The organism is Paracoccus sp. P2 (assembly GCF_046335115.1).
Taxonomy (GTDB): domain Bacteria; phylum Pseudomonadota; class Alphaproteobacteria; order Rhodobacterales; family Rhodobacteraceae; genus Paracoccus; species Paracoccus pantotrophus.
Genome location: NZ_JBGOSN010000067.1, coordinates 1 through 16,253, shown reverse-complemented (window position 1 = coordinate 16,253; position 16,253 = coordinate 1). Strand labels below are relative to the sequence as shown.

Below are 16,253 nucleotides of genomic sequence, written 5' to 3'. Positions count from 1 at the left end.
TGAGCTCATTGTGAGCTTCACTAACCGGCACTCGCCCCCCAACGCACCCAACTCGCGCTCCCAAGCGCACCCCAAATCCCAATGGGACGGAGACGGCGCTTACGGAGTTCCGCAGGGTTGTCGCCGGAGAACGAGACTGGGGTTGGGTCAATCGAAACTTTGGAGATGTTGATTTTCAACCAATTTTCTCAAAGAAATCAGAGAACTCAGTTGGCTTGCAACTCGCAGACCTGACGGCCAGACCTATAGCGATAAATGTGCTGCGCCCTCAGCAAGCCAACAGGGCTTTCGATATCATCGCCCCGAAAATCAGGAATCGGAAGACATTCCCATGAACGAGGAGGCCCCAGACATGCCGGAGCCCCCTAGTCGACCGGGAAAAGCCCAATCCTTGCCATCAACATAGTGATTGGCACTATGGATTGCAACGATTCTGGGGGCCTTCTAGGAACGCAGTTGAACATGCGGTAACGACACCGCCCCGCTCCGGCGGGGCTTCTTCGTTCTGGGCCTGTGGAAGGCCAACATATATCAACGCCGAATCGCATCCCATGATGGCCCTGCAGCGAAGCAGGAGCACATCATGGGCAAGAAGCGAGCAACAACAGATCTGTGGCTGGCAAGGATGGTAGCGGTCCTTGCCATCATAAGGCAAGTCATCTGGATAGCCGACAGGGTTCTGTGACAGAGTGCAGTGATAGGGCTTCGTGCTGCGCGCACCGTCAGGCTGTTGATCGATGCCGGCGCCGATGTCGAGCATGCTGGCCGAAAAGCTCGAACAGCTGCCCGAGGCCGCCTGCCAGCCCGGCGATCACCGGCAACATCATGTCGGTGGATGGAAATGGCCAGCATTTCACGGATCGGTCCCATGCCTGCGATGCAGGCCTGCATAAGCGGCCGGCACGAAAAAGATAAATATTTATTACCTGTCAATAATGTTCATTCACAAAACTTGACCCAACGGGGGTGATTCCCCTACCCCTCGGCGCAGGTTCATTGCGAAGGGGAGGAACCATGCTGGAGGCGGTCTCGGAATACCGGGTCATCCTGGGGGTCATCGGCGCCGATTGCCATGCGGTCGGCAACAAGATCATCACCGCCGTGCTGAGCCGGAACGGTATCGAGGTGGTGAACCTGGGCGTCATGGTCAGCCAGGACGAGTTCATCCAGGCTGCCATCGAGGAAAGGGCCGATGCCATCCTCGTCTCGTCGATCTATGGCCATGGCGAGATCGACTGCCAGGGCTTGCGCGATCGCTGCGAGGAGCGCGGGCTGGGCGAGATCCTGCTTTATGTCGGCGGCAACCTGGTGATCGGCAAGCGCGCCTTCGCCGAGGTCGAGCAGCGTTTCCTCGAGATGGGCTTCGACCGGGTGTTTCCGCCGACCGTGCGGCTCGAGGATGTGGTCGAGCTGCTCAAGACCGACATCCAGAGCCGCCGCCCGCTGGCCTATGGCCACAACTCCGCCGCCTTCGGCATCACCGAACGCCTGTCGGCCTGATCCAGCATTTCCGAACCCATGACCGAGATCACCAATACCCGCCTGGACGACGCCACATTCGACGCCGAGCGCCGCGAGGTGCTGCAGACCTGGTCCACCGGCCCCGATGTCGATTTCGACGCCGGCCTGCGCCTGCAGGAGGCCCTGCCCGAAGCCAAGCGTTTCCCGCTGGCGCTCAGCCGCGCCGATGCCGAGAACCGCACCCTGCTGCAACCCCGCGCCGGGGTGGCCCTGCTGCGCGAGCATATCGCGCTGCTGAACGGGCTTGCCCCCTATTGCGACGTGCTGCCGACGACCATCGACGCCTATACCCGCCACAACCGCTATGCCGAGGCGCAGGAGGGCATCGACCGCTCGCGCGCGGCGGGCACCTCGCTGCTGAACGGCTTTCCGGCGGTCAACCATGGCGTCGACGGCTGCCGGCGGCTGGTCGAGGCGGTGGAGAAACCGGTGCAGGTCCGGCACGGCACGCCCGATGCCCGGCTGCTGGCCGAGATCACGCTTTGCGCCGGGTTTTCCAGCTATGAGGGCGGCGGGATCTCCTACAACATCCCCTATGCCAAGCGCGTGCCGCTGGAACGCTCGATCCGGCATTGGCAATATTGCGACCGGCTGGTCGGCCGCTACGAAGAGGCCGGCATCCGCATCAACCGCGAGCCCTTCGGCCCGCTGACCGGCACCTTGGTGCCGCCCTTCGTCTCGCATGTGGTGGCGATCCTCGAAGGGCTGCTGGCGCTGGAACAGGGGGTCAGGTGCCTGACGCTGGGATACGGCCAGGCCGGCAACCTGGTGCAGGACGTCGCCGCGCTGCGCTCCCTGCGCAAGCTGGCGCATCACTATTTCCTGAACGCGGGCTATGGCGATTACCAGCTGACCACCGTCTTCCACCAATGGATGGGCGGTTTCCCCGAGGACGAGGCGCAGGCGACGGCGGTGATCTGCCTGGGGGCGCTGGTCGCCAAGCAGGCCCGCGCCACCAAGATCATCGTCAAGACCCCGCACGAAGCCAGCGGCGTGCCGACCATGGAGGCCAACCAGGCCGGGCTGAAGGCGACGCGGCAGATGGTCAACATGATCGCCGACCAGAACCGCGTCGACGGCCCCGAGATCAATGCCGAGGTCGAGATCATCGAGGCCGAGGTCCATGCCGTCATGCGCCAGATCCTGAAGCTGGGCCGCGGCGACATCGCCCGCGGCGCGGTCGAGGCCTTCCGCGTGGGCGTCATGGACATCCCCTTCGCGCCCGCCGCCGCCAATCTGGGCAAGCTGACGCCGGTGCGCGACAATCATGGCGCCATCCGCATCTATGACGCGGGCAACGTGCCCCTGCCCCGCGACGTGCTGGCCTGGCACCGCGACAAGATCGCCGAACGCGCCCGCGCCGAGGGCCGCGAGGCCTCGTTCAACATGGTGGTGGACGATGTCCGCGCCATCTCTGCCAGCAAGCTGGTCGGCCGCCCCGCCGCCTGACACTCCAGACAAGCCGAGAGACATCACATGCACATCAGGAAAGTCCATTTCGCGCCGGGCTTCGCCTCGTTCTATTTCGACGACCAGGCGGCCATCAAGGCCGGCGCGCCTATGGACGGGTTCGTCTATAGCGGCGCGCCGCTGACCGGCGGCTTCGACGGCATCCGCCAGCGCGGCGAAAGCATCTCGATCCTGCTGGAGCTGGAGAACGGCCAGATCGCCGAGGGCGATTGCGCCGCCGTGCAATATTCCGGCGCCGGCGGACGCGATCCGCTGTTCACCGCCGCCCGCTTCATCCCGCTGCTGCGCCGGCATCTGGCGCCGCTGCTGGAAGGGCGCGCGGTCGGCAGCTTTCGCGACAATGCCGCCTTCTTCGATGCGCTCGAGGTCGAGGGCCGGCCGCTGCATACCGCGATCCGCTACGGCCTGTCGCAGGCGCTGCTGGACGCGACCGCCAGGGCCACGGGACGGATGAAGTTCCAGGTCATCTGCGACGAATGGGATCTGCCGGTGGTGGCGGCGCCGCTGTCGCTGTTCGGGCAAAGCGGCGACGACCGCTATGCGGCGGTGGACAAGATGATCCTGAAGCGGGTCGATGCGCTGCCGCACGGGCTGATCAACAACGTGCCGAAGAAACTGGGCGAGACCGGCGCCAAGCTTGCCGAATATGTCGGCTGGCTGTCGCAGCGCATCCGCAGCCTGCGCTCTGACGCCTCCTACAACCCGGTGCTGCATATCGATGTCTATGGCACCGTCGGGCTGATCTTCCAGAACGACGCCGAACGCATCGCGGACTATCTGGCCTCGCTGGAAAAGCGCGCCGCACCCTTCCGGCTTTACATCGAGGGGCCGGCGGATGCGGGCTCGAAGCCGGGGCAGATCGCGCTGCTGGCCGCGATCCGCAAGGCGCTGGCGGCGCGGCGAAGCAATGTCAGGATCGTCGCCGACGAATGGTGCAACACCTATCAGGACGTGGTCGATTTCGTCGATTCCGGCTGCTGCGACATGGTGCAGATCAAGACCCCCGACCTGGGCGGCATCCACAACACCATCGATGCGGTGCTTTATTGCAAGGCCCGCGGCGTCGAAGCCTATCAGGGCGGCACCTGCAACGAGACCGACATCTCGGCCCGCGCCTGCCTGCATGCCGCGCTCGCCACCCGGCCCGACCGGGTGCTGGTCAAGCCCGGCATGGGCTTCGACGAAGGCATGACCATCGTCGCCAACGAGATGAACCGCGTCCTCGCGGTGCTGGAAACGAGGCGCGCAAGCTGATGACGGCCACACCTCTGCAACCCTATGCCGGCCTGCTGGTCGTCTCGCTGGAACAGGCGGTGGCGGCACCGCTGGCCTCGTGCCATTTCGCCCGGGGCGGCGCGCGGGTCATCAAGATCGAGCGCGAGACCGGCGATTTCGCCCGCCAATACGACAGCGCGGTCAAGGGCACGGCCTCTTATTTCGCCTGGGCCAACCACGGCAAGGAAAGCCTGTGCCTGGACATCAAGGACACGCGGGACGCGGCGCTGCTGCACGACATCCTCGATCGCGCCGACGTGTTCATCCAGAACCTCGCCCCCGGCGCCGTCGCCCGCGCCGGCTTCGGCACCGAGGCGCTGCGCCGGCGCAATCCGCGGCTGATCACCTGCGACATCAGCGGCTATGGCGAGGACGGCGCATACCGCGACATGAAGGCCTATGACTTCCTGGTGCAATGCGAAAGCGGGCTGGTGGCGGTCAACGGCGCGCCGGGCCATCCCGGCCGCATCGGCGTTTCGGTCTGCGACATCGGCGCCGGCATGAACGCGGTCATCGGCATCCAGAAGGCGCTTTACGCCCGCAGCATCACCGGCGAGGGCAGCGCGGTGAAGCTGTCGCTCTTCGACACCGCCGCCGACTGGATGACCGTGCCGCTGATGCATGCGGTCTATGCCGGCAAGGCGCCGCAGCCGGCCGGGCTGCACCATCCCTCGATCGCGCCCTATGGCGGCTTTCGCACCGCCGATGGCGAGGTGCTGGCGATCTCGGTCCAGAACGAGCGGGAATGGGCCAGCCTCTGCGAGGGCGTCTTCGGCCGGCCCGAGCTGGCCCGCGACCCGCGTTTCTGCGACGCCGCGCGGCGGGTCGCGAACCGCGCCGCGCTGGACGCCATCGTCGCCGGATTCTTCGCCGCCCGCAGCCGGGCCGAGCTGGAATCCCTGCTGCGCGAAGCCGCCATCGCCTATGGCGCGGTCAATTCGGTGGAGCGCTTCGCCCAGCATCCGCAACTGCGCCGCGCCCCGGTCACGCTGGAGGACGGGGCCGAGGCGCATCTGGTCGCCCCGCCCGTCCGCCACAGCTTCGAGCCCGAGACCCCGCATCTGGGCCGCGTCCCGGGCTTGGGCGAGCACAGCGCCGCCATCCGCGCCGAATTCGCCCGGATCGGAGAGACGGCATGACCCGGATGGTCCAGCTTGCCGAGACACCCTTCCGCCACCTCGGCACCGACGGGCTGACGGAGATGCGGGTCGGCGACGAGTGCTTCCTGCGCGTCTCGGCCGAGGCGATCCGCCGGCTGACCGTCGCCGCCTTCGGCGACGTCTCGCACCTGCTGCGCCCCGGCCACCTGGCGCAGTTGCGCGCCATCCTCGACGATCCCGAGGCGTCGCAGAACGACCGCTACGTGGCGCTGGAGCTGATCAAGAACGCGGTGATCGCGGCCGGGCGGGAATTTCCCAGCTGCCAGGACACCGGCACCGCCATCGTCACCGGCAAGAAGGGTCAGAACCTGCTGGTCCGGGGCGACTTGCGCCAGGCGCTCAGCGACGGCATCCGCGACACCTGGGCCAGCCGCAACCTGCGGTTTTCGCAGATGGCGCCGCTGACCATGTATGAGGAGAAGAACACCGGCACCAACCTGCCCGCGCAGATCGACATCGAGGCCGTGGGCGGGGACGCGCTGGAACTGCTGTTCATGGCCAAGGGCGGCGGCTCGGCCAACAAGACCTTCCTGTTCCAGCAGACCCGCCGCCTGCTGGAGCCCGAGCGGCTGCTGGCCTTTTTCGACGAAAGGATCCGCACACTGGGGACCACGGCCTGCCCGCCCTATCACCTGGCCATCGTCATCGGCGGGCTGTCGGCCGAGCAATGCCTCAAGACCGTCAAGCTGGCCTCGGCGCGCGAACTCGACGGCCTGCCGACGACCGGCAGCCCGGACGGCCGCGCCTTCCGCGACCTGGAACTGGAGGGCCAGATCCTCGGCCTGACCCGCGCCATGGGGCTGGGCGCACAATTCGGCGGCAAGTATTTCTGCCATGACGTGCGGGTGATCCGCCTGCCCCGCCATGGCGGCAGCCTGCCGGTCGGCATGGGGGTCAGCTGCTCGGCCGACCGGCAGATCCGCGGCCGCATCGACCGCGACGGGCTCTGGCTGGAGGCGCTGGAGCGCGACCCGGCCCGCTTCCTGCCCGAGGGCGGCACGGGCGGGGCGGCGCCCGCGCGCATCGACCTTGACCAGCCGATGGATGCGATCTGCGCGGCGCTGTCGCAGCTCACGGTCGGCACGCCGGTGCTGATGTCGGGCACGATGATCGTGGCCCGCGACCTGGTCCATGCCGAACTGGCGCGATTGATGCGCGAGGGCAAGCCATTGCCCGGCTATCTGCGCGACCATCCGGTCTATTACGCCGGCCCGGCCCGGACGCCGCAGGGCCATGCCTCGGGTTCCTTCGGGCCGACCACGGCGGCGCGCATGGACCCCTATGTGCCCGAGCTTCAGGCGCAGGGCGCGTCAAGGGTGATGATCGCCAAGGGCAACCGCGCCCCCGAGGTGGTGGCCAGCTGCAAGCGGCATGGCGGCTTCTACCTGGGATCGGTCGGCGGCGCCGCGGCGGTGCTGGGCCGCGACGTGATCAAAAGCGTGGAGGTGCTCGATTTTGCCGAGTTCGGCATGGAGGCGGTCTGGCGCATCCGGGTCGAGGATTTCCCCGCCTTCGTCGTCACCGACGACAAGGGCAACGACTTCTTTACCCGCAAGCCGGACTTGACCGCGCCCGGCTGACGCGCCACCAGTTCAACCGGGGCAATACGGGGATGCGGATTGGACGAGGCCGGCGAAAAGATCACCTTGCGGCAGATGCAGATCTTCCTGGCCGCCGTCGAAAGCCGCAGCTTCAACCGCGCGGCCGAAAAGCTGTCGCTGTCGCCTCCCGCGGTCTCGATGCAGATGAGCCGGCTGGCCGAGGCGCTTGGCGCCACGCTGTTCGTCAAGGACGGCCGCTCGGTGCAGCCGACCCAGACCGCCACCGCCCTGGTTCCCTATGCCGAGCGGCTGGCCGAGACCCTGCGCGAGGCGGTGCATGTCGTCGAGCAGATGCAGGGCCGGCTGGACAACCAGGTGCGGGTGGCGATGGTCTCGACGGCGCGGAACTTCGGCCCGCAGCTGGTGCAGCAATTCCTGCGCCAGCGCCCCGCGGCGCAGGTCGAGATCAGCATCGCCAACCGCGACGGCGTGATCGCCCAGTTGCAGGAGGACCGGGCCGACCTGGCGCTGATGGGCCGCCCGCCGCGGCGGATCGAGGTCACGGCCCACCAATTCGCCAAGCACCCTTACGTGCTGATCAGCAATCCCGAGCATCCGCTGACCCGCTTTCGCCGCATCCGCCGCGCCGATCTGGTCATGCACCGCTTCCTGGTGCGCGAAAGCGGCTCGGGCACCCGCATGGTGCATGAGCATTTCTTCCGCGAGGCCGGCCTGCCGCTGCCGCCGGCGCAGGAGATGGACAGCAACGCCAACATCAAGCAGGCGGTGATGGCGAACATGGGGCTGGCCTTCCTCTCCGCCCACACCATCGCGCTGGAGCGGCAGGCCGGCAAGCTGAGCGTCTTGAGCGTCGACGGCATGCCGCAGCTGCGCGACTGGTTCGTGGTCTATCCGCGCCGCAAGACGCTCGGCCCGGCCGCGCGCGAGTTCCGCGACTTCGTCACAACAGACGGCCCCGCCTTCATGCGCCAGTTCTTCGGAGAGGATTACGGCGCGGAATAGCGCCGGAAAAGCGGGCAGAAGTTCACCTGCGGCGCAATCGCGCGGCGGTTTCCTTCTTCGTCGTCTCGATATGCTGGCGCATCAGATCGACGGCTTTCTCGACCTCGCCGGCCTTGCAGGCATCCAGAATCCGGTGATGTTCCTGATGCGGCCTTTCTAGACCAGAGGTCTCGGTAACCAGCAGGCGGGTCACGGGGCCGATACGGGCGCGCAGATCGTCGATCATCTGAAGCAGCAGCGGGTTGTCGCAGGGGTCGTAAAGCGCCTGATGAAAGCGGACATTCAGATCGCTCCAGGTCGAGATATCCGTGCTTTCCCCATATTCGGCAAGGATCCTGTCCGCCTTGTCGAAATCCGAATGGACCATGTGCGGGATGGCGAGTTCCAGCGCCTTGCATTCCAGCGCCACACGGATGTCCAGCAGGTTGAGGATTTCGTGCGGCGTCAATTCCCGCACCGTCGCCCCCTTGTTCTTGCGAAAGGTCACGAAACCATCGACCTCCAGGCGCAGCAGCGCCTCGCGCACCGGGATCTTGCTGACTCCGTGGTTGCGGGCAATCTCATCCTGGCGCAAAGGTTCTCCCGGCAGCAGATCCCCTGCCATGATCGCGGATTTGAGCGCGTCGTAAATGGGCTCTGCCGTCACCTGCGTCGCCTTGTTGCCTGACATCCAATCGCTCCTACCTATGAACGTATAATATTTCTCCAAATATGATGCGTTCTGCCGAAATAAACAACATCCCGGATGGGTCCAAGGCGATCCGGGATGTGCATTCGCGCAAGTGTGCGATCAGATGATGCCGCGTTCCGGCAGAGGCTTGTTGTCGAGCAGTCGCTGCCAGCCCAGACGGGACAGGTCGATGGTCTCGTATCGCCCCTTCAGGATCAGTTCGGCCATCGCCCGGCCACAGCCCGGAGCGTGCATCAGCCCGTGACCGGAGAACCCGGCCAGCATGTGAAAGTTGCCCAATCCGTCGGCACCGGGACCGATGATGACATTGCCGTCGAAATCGTTCTGGTCATACAGGCCCGGCAACGTCGCCTTGCATTTCGTCTTCTCGAATTGCGGGAAACGGTGGGCGAGCGCCGGCCAGACCACGTTCTCGAAATAGTCGTGATCGGGCTCCATATTGTAGCCGCGCGGCTCCAGCAGGGTCGGCACGCCGCCGGAATAGCCCTTGCCCTCTGGGCGGAAGGCCAGCCGTTCGGGATCCTTGAGATAAGGCAGCGGCTCGATGGGGTCTTCGGATTCGAAATAATGCTCGAAGCGGCGCAGCGGCTCGATCGGCACGCTGAAGCCCAGCATGGCACAAGGTTCCTTGGCCCAGGCACCGGCGGCGTTCACGACATGCCCGGCCTCGATCCGCAGGCCGGATGCGCAGGTGATCGCGGTGACCTGCGCCCCCTGCCGTTCCAGCCCCGTCACTTCCTCGGCCAGAAACTCGGCGCCGAGCGATTGGGCCTTCTTGCGAAAGCCCATCAGCACGGAATGCGGGTCCAGCCATCCGTCATCGGGCGAAAGTACGGCGGCGCCAAGGTCGCCGACATACATGGACGGGAAACGGTGCTTGATCTCGTCCGGCTCCAGCCAGATCACGTTGCAGCCGAGGCTCTGCTCGGTATCGTAATTCTCCTTCAGCATATCGGTCGCCGACGGGGGGACGATGAAGATATAGCCGCCCTTCTTGAAACCGATCTCGGCGGGTTGCCCATCGATCGCCATGGTCTGCGAGAAATTCTCGAAGAATGGAATGGAATAGTTTGACAACTCTATATTTTCATGAAGAGAGAACAGCCGCCGAACCCCGCCCGAGGCACGCGGCGTCGAGGCGATCTCGTAGGTCGGGTCGCGTTCGATCACCGTGACGCGAACGCTCGGGTCCATCGTCCTGATGTAATAGGCGACTGCCGAGCCCATGGCGCCGCCACCAATGATTGCCACATCCGTTTTCATCTTGTCGGTCCTTAGAGAAATTTTTCCGAAACCATCTTGGTGCGCAGATAGGCGTCGAGGCCTTCCATGCCGCTTTCGGCGCCGTAGCCGGATTCCTTGATGCCGCCGAAGGGCGTTTCCGCCTCGTGGACCGAGGTGTGGTTGATCCCCACGGCCCCGGCCTCCAGTGCCGCCGAGGCGCGCGCGATGGTGCCGGGCGATTGCGAGAACACATAGGCGGCCAACCCATAAGGCAGCGCATTCGCGCGCGCGATGACGGCGTCGAAATCGTCGAAGGGCACGAAGGCCGCCACCGGGCCGAACGGCTCCTCATGCATCAGCCGCGCGTCATCGGGCACATTGGCCAGCACCGTCGGCGCATAGAAATACCCCGGCCCCTCGAGGGCCTCGCCACCCAGACGCAGTTCCGCGCCGCGTTCGACTGCATCGGCCACCAGCGAGGCGATCGCCTCGCGGCGCTTTTCGGTGATCATCGGCCCCATCTGCGCCCCCTCGGCGCCATTGCCGACGACGACCTGCCTGCTGCGCTCGACAAACGCGTCAACAAAGCGGTCGAAGATGTCGCGATGCACGAAGAAGCGGGTGGGCGAGGTGCAGACCTGCCCGGCATTGCGGAATTTCGCCGCCACCAGCCGCTCGACCGCATTGTCGAGATCGGCATCGGCAAAGACCAGGACCGGGGCATGGCCGCCAAGCTCCATCGTGCAGCGTTTCATCGTATCCGCCGCCATGCGCTGCAGCAGCTTGCCCACCGGGGTCGAGCCGGTCAGCGAGACCTTGCGGGGGATGGGCGAGGCGATCAGGTGTTCAGAGACCTCGGACGGCACGCCATGCACGATATTCAGCGCCCCCGCCGGCACACCCGCATCGACGAAGCAGCGGCCGATGGCGATGGCCGTGGCCGGGGTTTCGTCCGAGGGCTTGACGATGATGCTGCAGCCGGCCGCCAGCGCCGCCGCCATCTTCAGCGCCACATTGCCGCCGGGGAAGTTCCAGGCCGCAAAGCCGAGCGCGACACCCACCGGCTCGCGCAGCACCAGCTGGCGCACATCGGTCGCCCGCGCCGGAACCACGCGGCCATAGGCGCGCTTGGCCTCTTCGGCATACCATAGCACCGCATCGGCGCAGAAGCCGACCTCTCCCGCCGCTTCCGCCAGGCTCTTGCCGTTCTCGGCGGTCAGGATGCGGGCGATCTCGTCCTGCCGCTCCCGGATCAGTTGCGCGGCGCGGGCCAGGACTTCGGCGCGATGGGCGGCAGTGGTATCCTTCCACGAGCGCCAGGCGCGGTCGGCGGCATCCAGCGCCCGGTCCAGATCGGCAGGCGCCGCATGGGCCAGGTTCGCGATGACCTCTTCCGTCGCCGGATTGATCACAGGAATGGTCGCGCCGGTGGCGCCCTCGACCCATTCGCCACCGATCAGCATGGGGATGGTTTCGACTGTCATCACTGCTCCTTTGCCGCCGGGCGGCCTTGGGATTGAAACGGGGCCCGGCCGCGAATCGCATCGGCGAGCTTCTCGGCGATCATGTAGGTGGGGGCGCTGAGATTGCCCGTCGTCACCCGCGGCATGATCGCGGTGCAGACGATGCGCAGGCCGGACAGTCCGTGAACCAGCCCGCAGGCATCGACCACGCCGTCCGCAGGCGATGCGCTCATGCGGCATGTGCCCGAGGGATGATAGCTGGTGCCGATGGCGCGCTTCGCCCAATCGAGGATCTCGGCATCGGTTTGGGCCGAGGCGCCGGGACTGACCTCCTCGCCGCGGATTCCCTCCCAGGCGGGTTGCGAGAACAGATCGCGCGCCAGCCTGACCGAGCGGATCAGATCCTTGCGGTCCGCCTCGGTCTGCATGTGGTTGAAGACGATCTCGGGCGCGGCGTGCGGATCGGCCGAGCGCAGCCGGACATAGCCGCGCGAGGTCGGACGGGACAGGTCCATCCACAACTGGAAGCCGGGAAAGACCTTGACCTTGCCGTTCACCACGCGCCGCGCCAATGGCAGGAATTCCAGCTGGAGATTGGCGTAATCTGCCCCGTCATGGGTCTTGAGGAAGGCGCCCGCCTCGAAGAAGTTCGAGGCCCCCAGCCCGCGCCGGAACAGCAGCCATTCCAGCCCCAGCCGCGCCTGGCCGATCAGCCCCAGTTCGGCGACCAGCGTGTCCTCGCGCCGGGCCGCATATTGCAGGTTCACGCCGGGATGGTTTTCCAGATTGCGCCCGACATTGGGCTGATCCAGCACCACCGGCAGTCCAAGCTGGCGCAGCTCGTCCGCCGGACCCACGCCCGACAGCAGCAGCAGCTTGGCCGCGCCCACGGTGCTGGCCGCAACGATGACCTCCTTGCCGGCCATCAGCGTCTCGCCATTCGTCAGCTCGACACCGACGGCGCGGTCGCCGTGAAACAGGATGCGCGCGACATGGGCGCCGGTGCGCAGGTGCAGGTTGCGCCGGTTCTGCGCGGGCTTCAGATAGGCATCGCTGGCGCTGCAGCGGCGACCCTTGCCGATCAGCACCTGCGCGATATGCATGCCTTCCTGCTCGCCCGAATTGTGATCGGCCGGGCGCGGATAGCCCGCCTGTTCGCCCGAGCGCATGTAGACGTCGAACAGCGGATGCCGGGCCGGTGCCCGGCTGATCTGCAGCGGCCCGTCGCCGCCGCGCGTCTCATTAGCGCCCTCGGCGAAGGTTTCCATCTTGCGGAAATAAGGCAGGACATCGCCCCAGCCCCAGCCCGGCAGGCCCTGGTCGCGCCAGCCGTCGAAGTCGCGCGGGTTGCCGCGGTTGAAGATCATCGCATTGATCGAGGTCGATCCACCCACCACCCGGCCGCGCTTCTCGTCGATCATCAGCCCGTCCAGCCAGGGCTCGGGCCCGGCCTGCTCGCCCCAGTTCAGCGCCTTGTTCTGGTAGACGAAGGGAATGGCGGCAGGCATCGCGATCAGCAGACCGCGATCCGAACCGCCTGCCTCGAGAAGCAGCACCTCGGTGCCCGCGTCCTCGGTCAGCCGAGAAGCGAGAACGCAGCCCGCGGCCCCTGCCCCAACGATGATGTAATCAGCCGTGTCCACTTTTCCCTCTGATCCTGGGCATCATCATTTGGTCCGCAGCCTCGCTAGCCCCGGCGTGCACTTTCAACAGATTCTTCTGAAAAGACTCGCATAATATTATCTGTTCTGTCAAGATTGTATACTATCATCGGAAATATAATTCCACCTCCCTCCCCGTCATGCTTCCGCTGCCAGCTCCAGGGCGCGCGCATGCGCCCGGCGCAGGGTTTCGGGAACGACCGCGGGCAAGGCGGAGGGATCCTCCAGCGCGGTCAGACCGGCCTGTGTAGTGCCATTGGGGCTGGTGACGGCGCGCTTGAGCGCAGCGGCGTCGCGATCATCCTCCGACAACATCCGGGCCGCGCCCAGGAACGTCTGGCGCACCAGCCGGTCGGCCAGCTGCGGATCGACCCCGGACCGCTCTGCAGCAAGGATCATTTGCTCTGCAAAGGCAAAGATGAAACCCGGCCCGCAGGCGAATACGGGATTGGCCAATTCGAAGCTTGCCTCGTCCTCTACCCAGTCGAACAGACCAAGCGCGCCGAACAGGTCTTCGACAAGTTTGCGTGTCGCCGGACTGACGCTTTCCGGCCTGACACAGCCAAGGGTGGCGCCGGCAGCAAGCATGGCGGGCAAGTTGGGCATGGTCCGCGCGATCCGCTCGTGCCCGATTACCGAGACGAGTCGTTCCAGGGGGATGCCCGCCATGATCGAAACCACATCGCTTTGCGCCATGATCCGCATCAGCGCCGGATCGAGCGCGCCGAAGACCTGAGGCTTTACCCCAAGAATGACCAGATCCGGTTTCAGCTCCGCGATCTCATCGGCAGTTGCGTGCAACGCGACCGGCGCCCCTGCGGGCAGCAGGCTGCGAGCGCGCTCCAGATCCGGGTCCAGCGCCACCAGACGGGCCTGCGGCACATGGGTGACGGCGCCGCCGATGATCGACGCCCCCATATTGCCACAGCCGATGAACAGAAGCGTGGGTGCGTTAGTCATTTTGTATCTCCTTGCAGGGGGATGGCGCCGAAGCCGCGGCGGCGCAGCCGGGCGGCCATTTCCCGTTTCGTTGTCTCGATATGCCGGCGCAGCAGGGATACGGCGCGATCGGCGTCCTGCGCCTCGCAGGCCAGAAGGATCTCGAGATGCTCGTCCTGAGGCCGCACATGGCCGGTGGCACGGGTCATCTCGTGCTGGATATACGGCCCGATACGGTGCTGCAGGTCCGAGATCATGCGCAGCAGCTCGGCATTGTCCGAGGGCGCGTAAAGCGCCTGATGAAACGCCAGGTTCAGAGCACTCAGCCGCACAACATCCGTAGCTTGCGCATACTGGTCGAGCACGCGGCGCGCCTCGGCCAGATCCGAGGGCCCCATCTGCGGAATCGCCAGCCCCAGCGCCAGACACTCCAGGGCGACGCGGATGTCCATGATGTTGAGGATTTCGGGGGCCGACAGACCCCGCACCGTCGCGCCGCGATTCTTTCTCAGCAGCACATAACCATCGATCTCCAGCCGCAACAGCGCCTCCCGGACCGGGATCTTCGACACGCCATGCAGTCGCGCGATCTCGTCCTGCCGCAAAGGCTGGCCCGGCGCCAGTTCGCCGGAAAGGATCCCGGTCTTCAGGGCCTGATAGATCGGTTCCGCAGCAGAGCGAATCTCGGTTTGCATAATTACATCCGCTCCTGTGATTTCGTCTTGCATAGTAATCCTGATCGTATACGATAAAGTAAAGACGAATAATATTCCGGAGACCACATGACTGCAACCGAATCATCTGTCGCAATCGTCGGAACAGGCATCATCGGAATCGCCTCAGCCTATTACCTGTGGAAAAATCACGGCATTCAGGACATCGTCCTGATCGATCAGGGGCAGCCGTTGGGTTTCACCTCGGCTCAGTCGGGCGACAACTATCGCAACTGGTGGCCCTCGACCCTGATGATGAACTTCACCGATCGCTCCATCGACCTGATGGAGCAGCTTGCGGATGAGACCGACAACCGCTTCGCCATGACCAGGCGGGGTTACATCCTGGCGACAAGGCAGCCGGGCATGCAACCCATCCTGGATCAACTCACCGCCTGCCTGGGCGACAAGTCCGATTCGCAGATCCGGTATCACGACCGCAACAGCAGAAGCTATTTTCCGCCCGTCAGTGCAGACTGGCGGGAAGCGCCGGACGGCTTCGACTTGCTCAGCGATCCGGCCCTGATCCGGGGCTGCTTTCCGTCGCTGGACAGCGATGTGAAGACGATCCTGCACGTCAGGCGCGGCGGCGATATCTCGGGCCAGCAACTCGGCCAGGTCATGCTGGAGCAGTTGCAGCGGGCCGGTGTCCGACGGGTCGCCGGCATGGTCGCCGGAATCGGCCAGGACAAAGGCTTCGTGATCCAGTTGAACGCGGAAGGCGAAGCCACGTCCATTCGCGCCGAGCGCATCGTCAACGCGGCTGGCCCCTTTGCGGGCGAAATCGCCGAGATGCTGGGCGTCTCGCTGCCACTCTACAACGTGATGCAGCAGAAGATCGCTTTTCCCGATACAGAAGGGGCAATTCCCCGCGACCTGCCCTTCACCATCGACATGGATCGGCAGTCGATCGACTGGGATCCGGAAGACCGCGCAATTCTGGCCGAGGATCCCTCGACCGCGCATCTTGCCCTGGAGATGCCCGGCGCGATCCATTGCCGTCCCGAAGGCGGCATGAACAGCAACTGGCTCAAGCTGGGCTGGGCCTATAACGAGACGGCGCAACCCGCGGATTGGACGATCCCGCTGGACCCGCGCTTCCCTGAAATCGTGCTGCGCGGTGCTGCGCGCCTGAACCCCGGCCTCAAGGCCTATTACGGTAAGCTGCCGCGCCAGATGTCGCATTATGGCGGCTGGTATACCCGCACCCGGGACAACTGGCCGCTGATCGGCCCGATGGGACCGGAAGGCGCTTTCATGGCCTGCGGTCTTTCGGGTCACGGCACGATGGCGGCCTGCGCCACCGGAGAACTGCTCGCCTCCTGGCTCACTGGGGCGGCCTTGCCAGACTATGCGCAGCCTTTCTCCATGCAACGCTTCACCGAATCCGGTTTGCGGCAGACCGCCGAGCTGGAAACCGGCCTGCTCTAATTCTTTGAATCGGAAAGAGGATCATGAAAATACTTGTCCCCGTGAAGCGGGTGATCGACTACAACGTGAAGGCGCGGGTTCGCGCGGATGGCACGGGTGTCGATCTGGCGAATGTGAAGATGTCGATGAACCCGTTCGACG

At 65.4% G+C, this 16,253-nt stretch carries 13 protein-coding genes and 2 pseudogenes; 9 read left to right on the top strand and 6 right to left on the bottom strand.

The genetic code is table 11. The features are described from left to right. Window positions 1-155: 155 nt before the first annotated feature. The 7 genes and pseudogenes from ACDP63_RS22555 to ACDP63_RS22525 all read left to right on the top strand — a co-directional run. Window positions 156-335: pseudogene (locus tag ACDP63_RS22555) on the top strand (DUF3800 domain-containing protein); the annotation flags it as partial. A 679-nt stretch (window positions 336-1,014) separates the two neighbouring features. Continuing rightward, complete coding sequence (gene glmS / locus ACDP63_RS22550) at window positions 1,015-1,500, top strand: methylaspartate mutase subunit S (protein WP_051419836.1); 486 nt, start codon at window positions 1,015-1,017, stop codon at window positions 1,498-1,500. Between the two features lie 18 nt (window positions 1,501-1,518). Continuing rightward, window positions 1,519-2,970, top strand: a complete 1,452-nt coding sequence (locus ACDP63_RS22545) for a methylaspartate mutase subunit E (RefSeq protein ID WP_024844427.1) — start codon at window positions 1,519-1,521, stop codon at window positions 2,968-2,970. A 27-nt stretch (window positions 2,971-2,997) separates the two neighbouring features. Beyond that, window positions 2,998-4,245 carry a methylaspartate ammonia-lyase gene (locus ACDP63_RS22540; protein ID WP_024844426.1) on the top strand — a complete coding sequence of 416 codons (1,248 nt, stop codon included), beginning with the start codon at window positions 2,998-3,000 and terminating at the stop codon, window positions 4,243-4,245. After that, window positions 4,245-5,405 carry a CaiB/BaiF CoA transferase family protein gene (locus tag ACDP63_RS22535; RefSeq protein WP_024844425.1) on the top strand — a complete coding sequence of 387 codons (1,161 nt, stop codon included), beginning with the start codon at window positions 4,245-4,247 and terminating at the stop codon, window positions 5,403-5,405. Before ACDP63_RS22540 ends, ACDP63_RS22535 begins: the two co-directional genes overlap by 1 nt. After that, window positions 5,402-7,006 (top strand): FumA C-terminus/TtdB family hydratase beta subunit, encoded by a 1,605-nt coding sequence (locus tag ACDP63_RS22530; protein ID WP_024844424.1) that lies wholly within the window; start codon window positions 5,402-5,404, stop codon window positions 7,004-7,006. Before ACDP63_RS22535 ends, ACDP63_RS22530 begins: the two co-directional genes overlap by 4 nt. A gap of 39 nt (window positions 7,007-7,045) precedes the next feature. Continuing rightward, window positions 7,046-7,990, top strand: a complete 945-nt coding sequence (locus ACDP63_RS22525) for a LysR family transcriptional regulator (protein ID WP_051419838.1) — start codon at window positions 7,046-7,048, stop codon at window positions 7,988-7,990. A gap of 22 nt (window positions 7,991-8,012) precedes the next feature. Here ACDP63_RS22525 and ACDP63_RS22520 read toward each other — a convergent pair whose 3' ends face one another. The 6 genes from ACDP63_RS22520 to ACDP63_RS22495 form a co-directional block, all read right to left on the bottom strand. Then, a complete protein-coding gene (locus ACDP63_RS22520; protein WP_024844422.1) occupies window positions 8,013-8,660 on the bottom strand; it encodes a GntR family transcriptional regulator in 648 nt (215 codons plus the stop codon). Between the two features lie 120 nt (window positions 8,661-8,780). Beyond that, window positions 8,781-9,944, bottom strand: coding sequence for an NAD(P)/FAD-dependent oxidoreductase (locus ACDP63_RS22515; RefSeq protein ID WP_028710879.1), 1,164 nt, complete (start codon window positions 9,942-9,944; stop codon window positions 8,781-8,783). Window positions 9,945-9,955: 11 nt separating this feature from the next. After that, window positions 9,956-11,389 carry an NAD-dependent succinate-semialdehyde dehydrogenase gene (locus ACDP63_RS22510; protein ID WP_028710880.1) on the bottom strand — a complete coding sequence of 478 codons (1,434 nt, stop codon included), beginning with the start codon at window positions 11,387-11,389 and terminating at the stop codon, window positions 9,956-9,958. Beyond that, on the bottom strand, window positions 11,389-13,011 hold the full coding sequence (locus ACDP63_RS22505) for a GMC family oxidoreductase (RefSeq protein ID WP_123130332.1): 1,623 nt from the start codon (window positions 13,009-13,011) through the stop codon (window positions 11,389-11,391). The genes ACDP63_RS22510 and ACDP63_RS22505 overlap by 1 nt, the downstream gene beginning before the upstream one ends. A 156-nt stretch (window positions 13,012-13,167) precedes the next feature. After that, window positions 13,168-13,989: a pyrroline-5-carboxylate reductase family protein gene (locus tag ACDP63_RS22500; protein ID WP_123130333.1), complete on the bottom strand. Its 822-nt coding sequence runs from the start codon at window positions 13,987-13,989 to the stop codon at window positions 13,168-13,170. Next, a complete protein-coding gene (locus tag ACDP63_RS22495; RefSeq protein WP_123130334.1) occupies window positions 13,986-14,663 on the bottom strand; it encodes a GntR family transcriptional regulator in 678 nt (225 codons plus the stop codon). Before ACDP63_RS22495 ends, ACDP63_RS22500 begins: the two co-directional genes overlap by 4 nt. A gap of 87 nt (window positions 14,664-14,750) precedes the next feature. Between ACDP63_RS22495 and ACDP63_RS22490 the strand changes: the two genes are divergently transcribed. After that, on the top strand, window positions 14,751-16,112 hold the full coding sequence (locus tag ACDP63_RS22490; RefSeq protein ID WP_074991211.1) for an NAD(P)/FAD-dependent oxidoreductase: 1,362 nt from the start codon (window positions 14,751-14,753) through the stop codon (window positions 16,110-16,112). A 23-nt stretch (window positions 16,113-16,135) separates the two neighbouring features. Then, window positions 16,136-16,253: pseudogene (locus ACDP63_RS22485) on the top strand (electron transfer flavoprotein subunit beta/FixA family protein); the annotation flags it as partial.

Excerpts from the sequence above, each read along its gene's own strand:
- glmS (WP_051419836.1), top strand. The coding sequence starts at position 1,015 with ATGCTGGAGGCGGTCTCGGAATACCGGGTCATCCTGGGGGTCATCGGC.
- ACDP63_RS22545 (WP_024844427.1), top strand. The coding sequence starts at position 1,519 with ATGACCGAGATCACCAATACCCGCCTGGACGACGCCACATTCGACGCC.
- ACDP63_RS22540 (WP_024844426.1), top strand. The coding sequence starts at position 2,998 with ATGCACATCAGGAAAGTCCATTTCGCGCCGGGCTTCGCCTCGTTCTAT.
- ACDP63_RS22535 (WP_024844425.1), top strand. The coding sequence starts at position 4,245 with ATGACGGCCACACCTCTGCAACCCTATGCCGGCCTGCTGGTCGTCTCG.
- ACDP63_RS22530 (WP_024844424.1), top strand. The coding sequence starts at position 5,402 with ATGACCCGGATGGTCCAGCTTGCCGAGACACCCTTCCGCCACCTCGGC.
- ACDP63_RS22520 (WP_024844422.1), bottom strand. The coding sequence starts at position 8,660 with ATGTCAGGCAACAAGGCGACGCAGGTGACGGCAGAGCCCATTTACGAC.
- ACDP63_RS22515 (WP_028710879.1), bottom strand. The coding sequence starts at position 9,944 with ATGAAAACGGATGTGGCAATCATTGGTGGCGGCGCCATGGGCTCGGCA.
- ACDP63_RS22510 (WP_028710880.1), bottom strand. The coding sequence starts at position 11,389 with ATGACAGTCGAAACCATCCCCATGCTGATCGGTGGCGAATGGGTCGAG.
- ACDP63_RS22500 (WP_123130333.1), bottom strand. The coding sequence starts at position 13,989 with ATGACTAACGCACCCACGCTTCTGTTCATCGGCTGTGGCAATATGGGG.
- ACDP63_RS22495 (WP_123130334.1), bottom strand. The coding sequence starts at position 14,663 with ATGCAAACCGAGATTCGCTCTGCTGCGGAACCGATCTATCAGGCCCTG.
- ACDP63_RS22490 (WP_074991211.1), top strand. The coding sequence starts at position 14,751 with ATGACTGCAACCGAATCATCTGTCGCAATCGTCGGAACAGGCATCATC.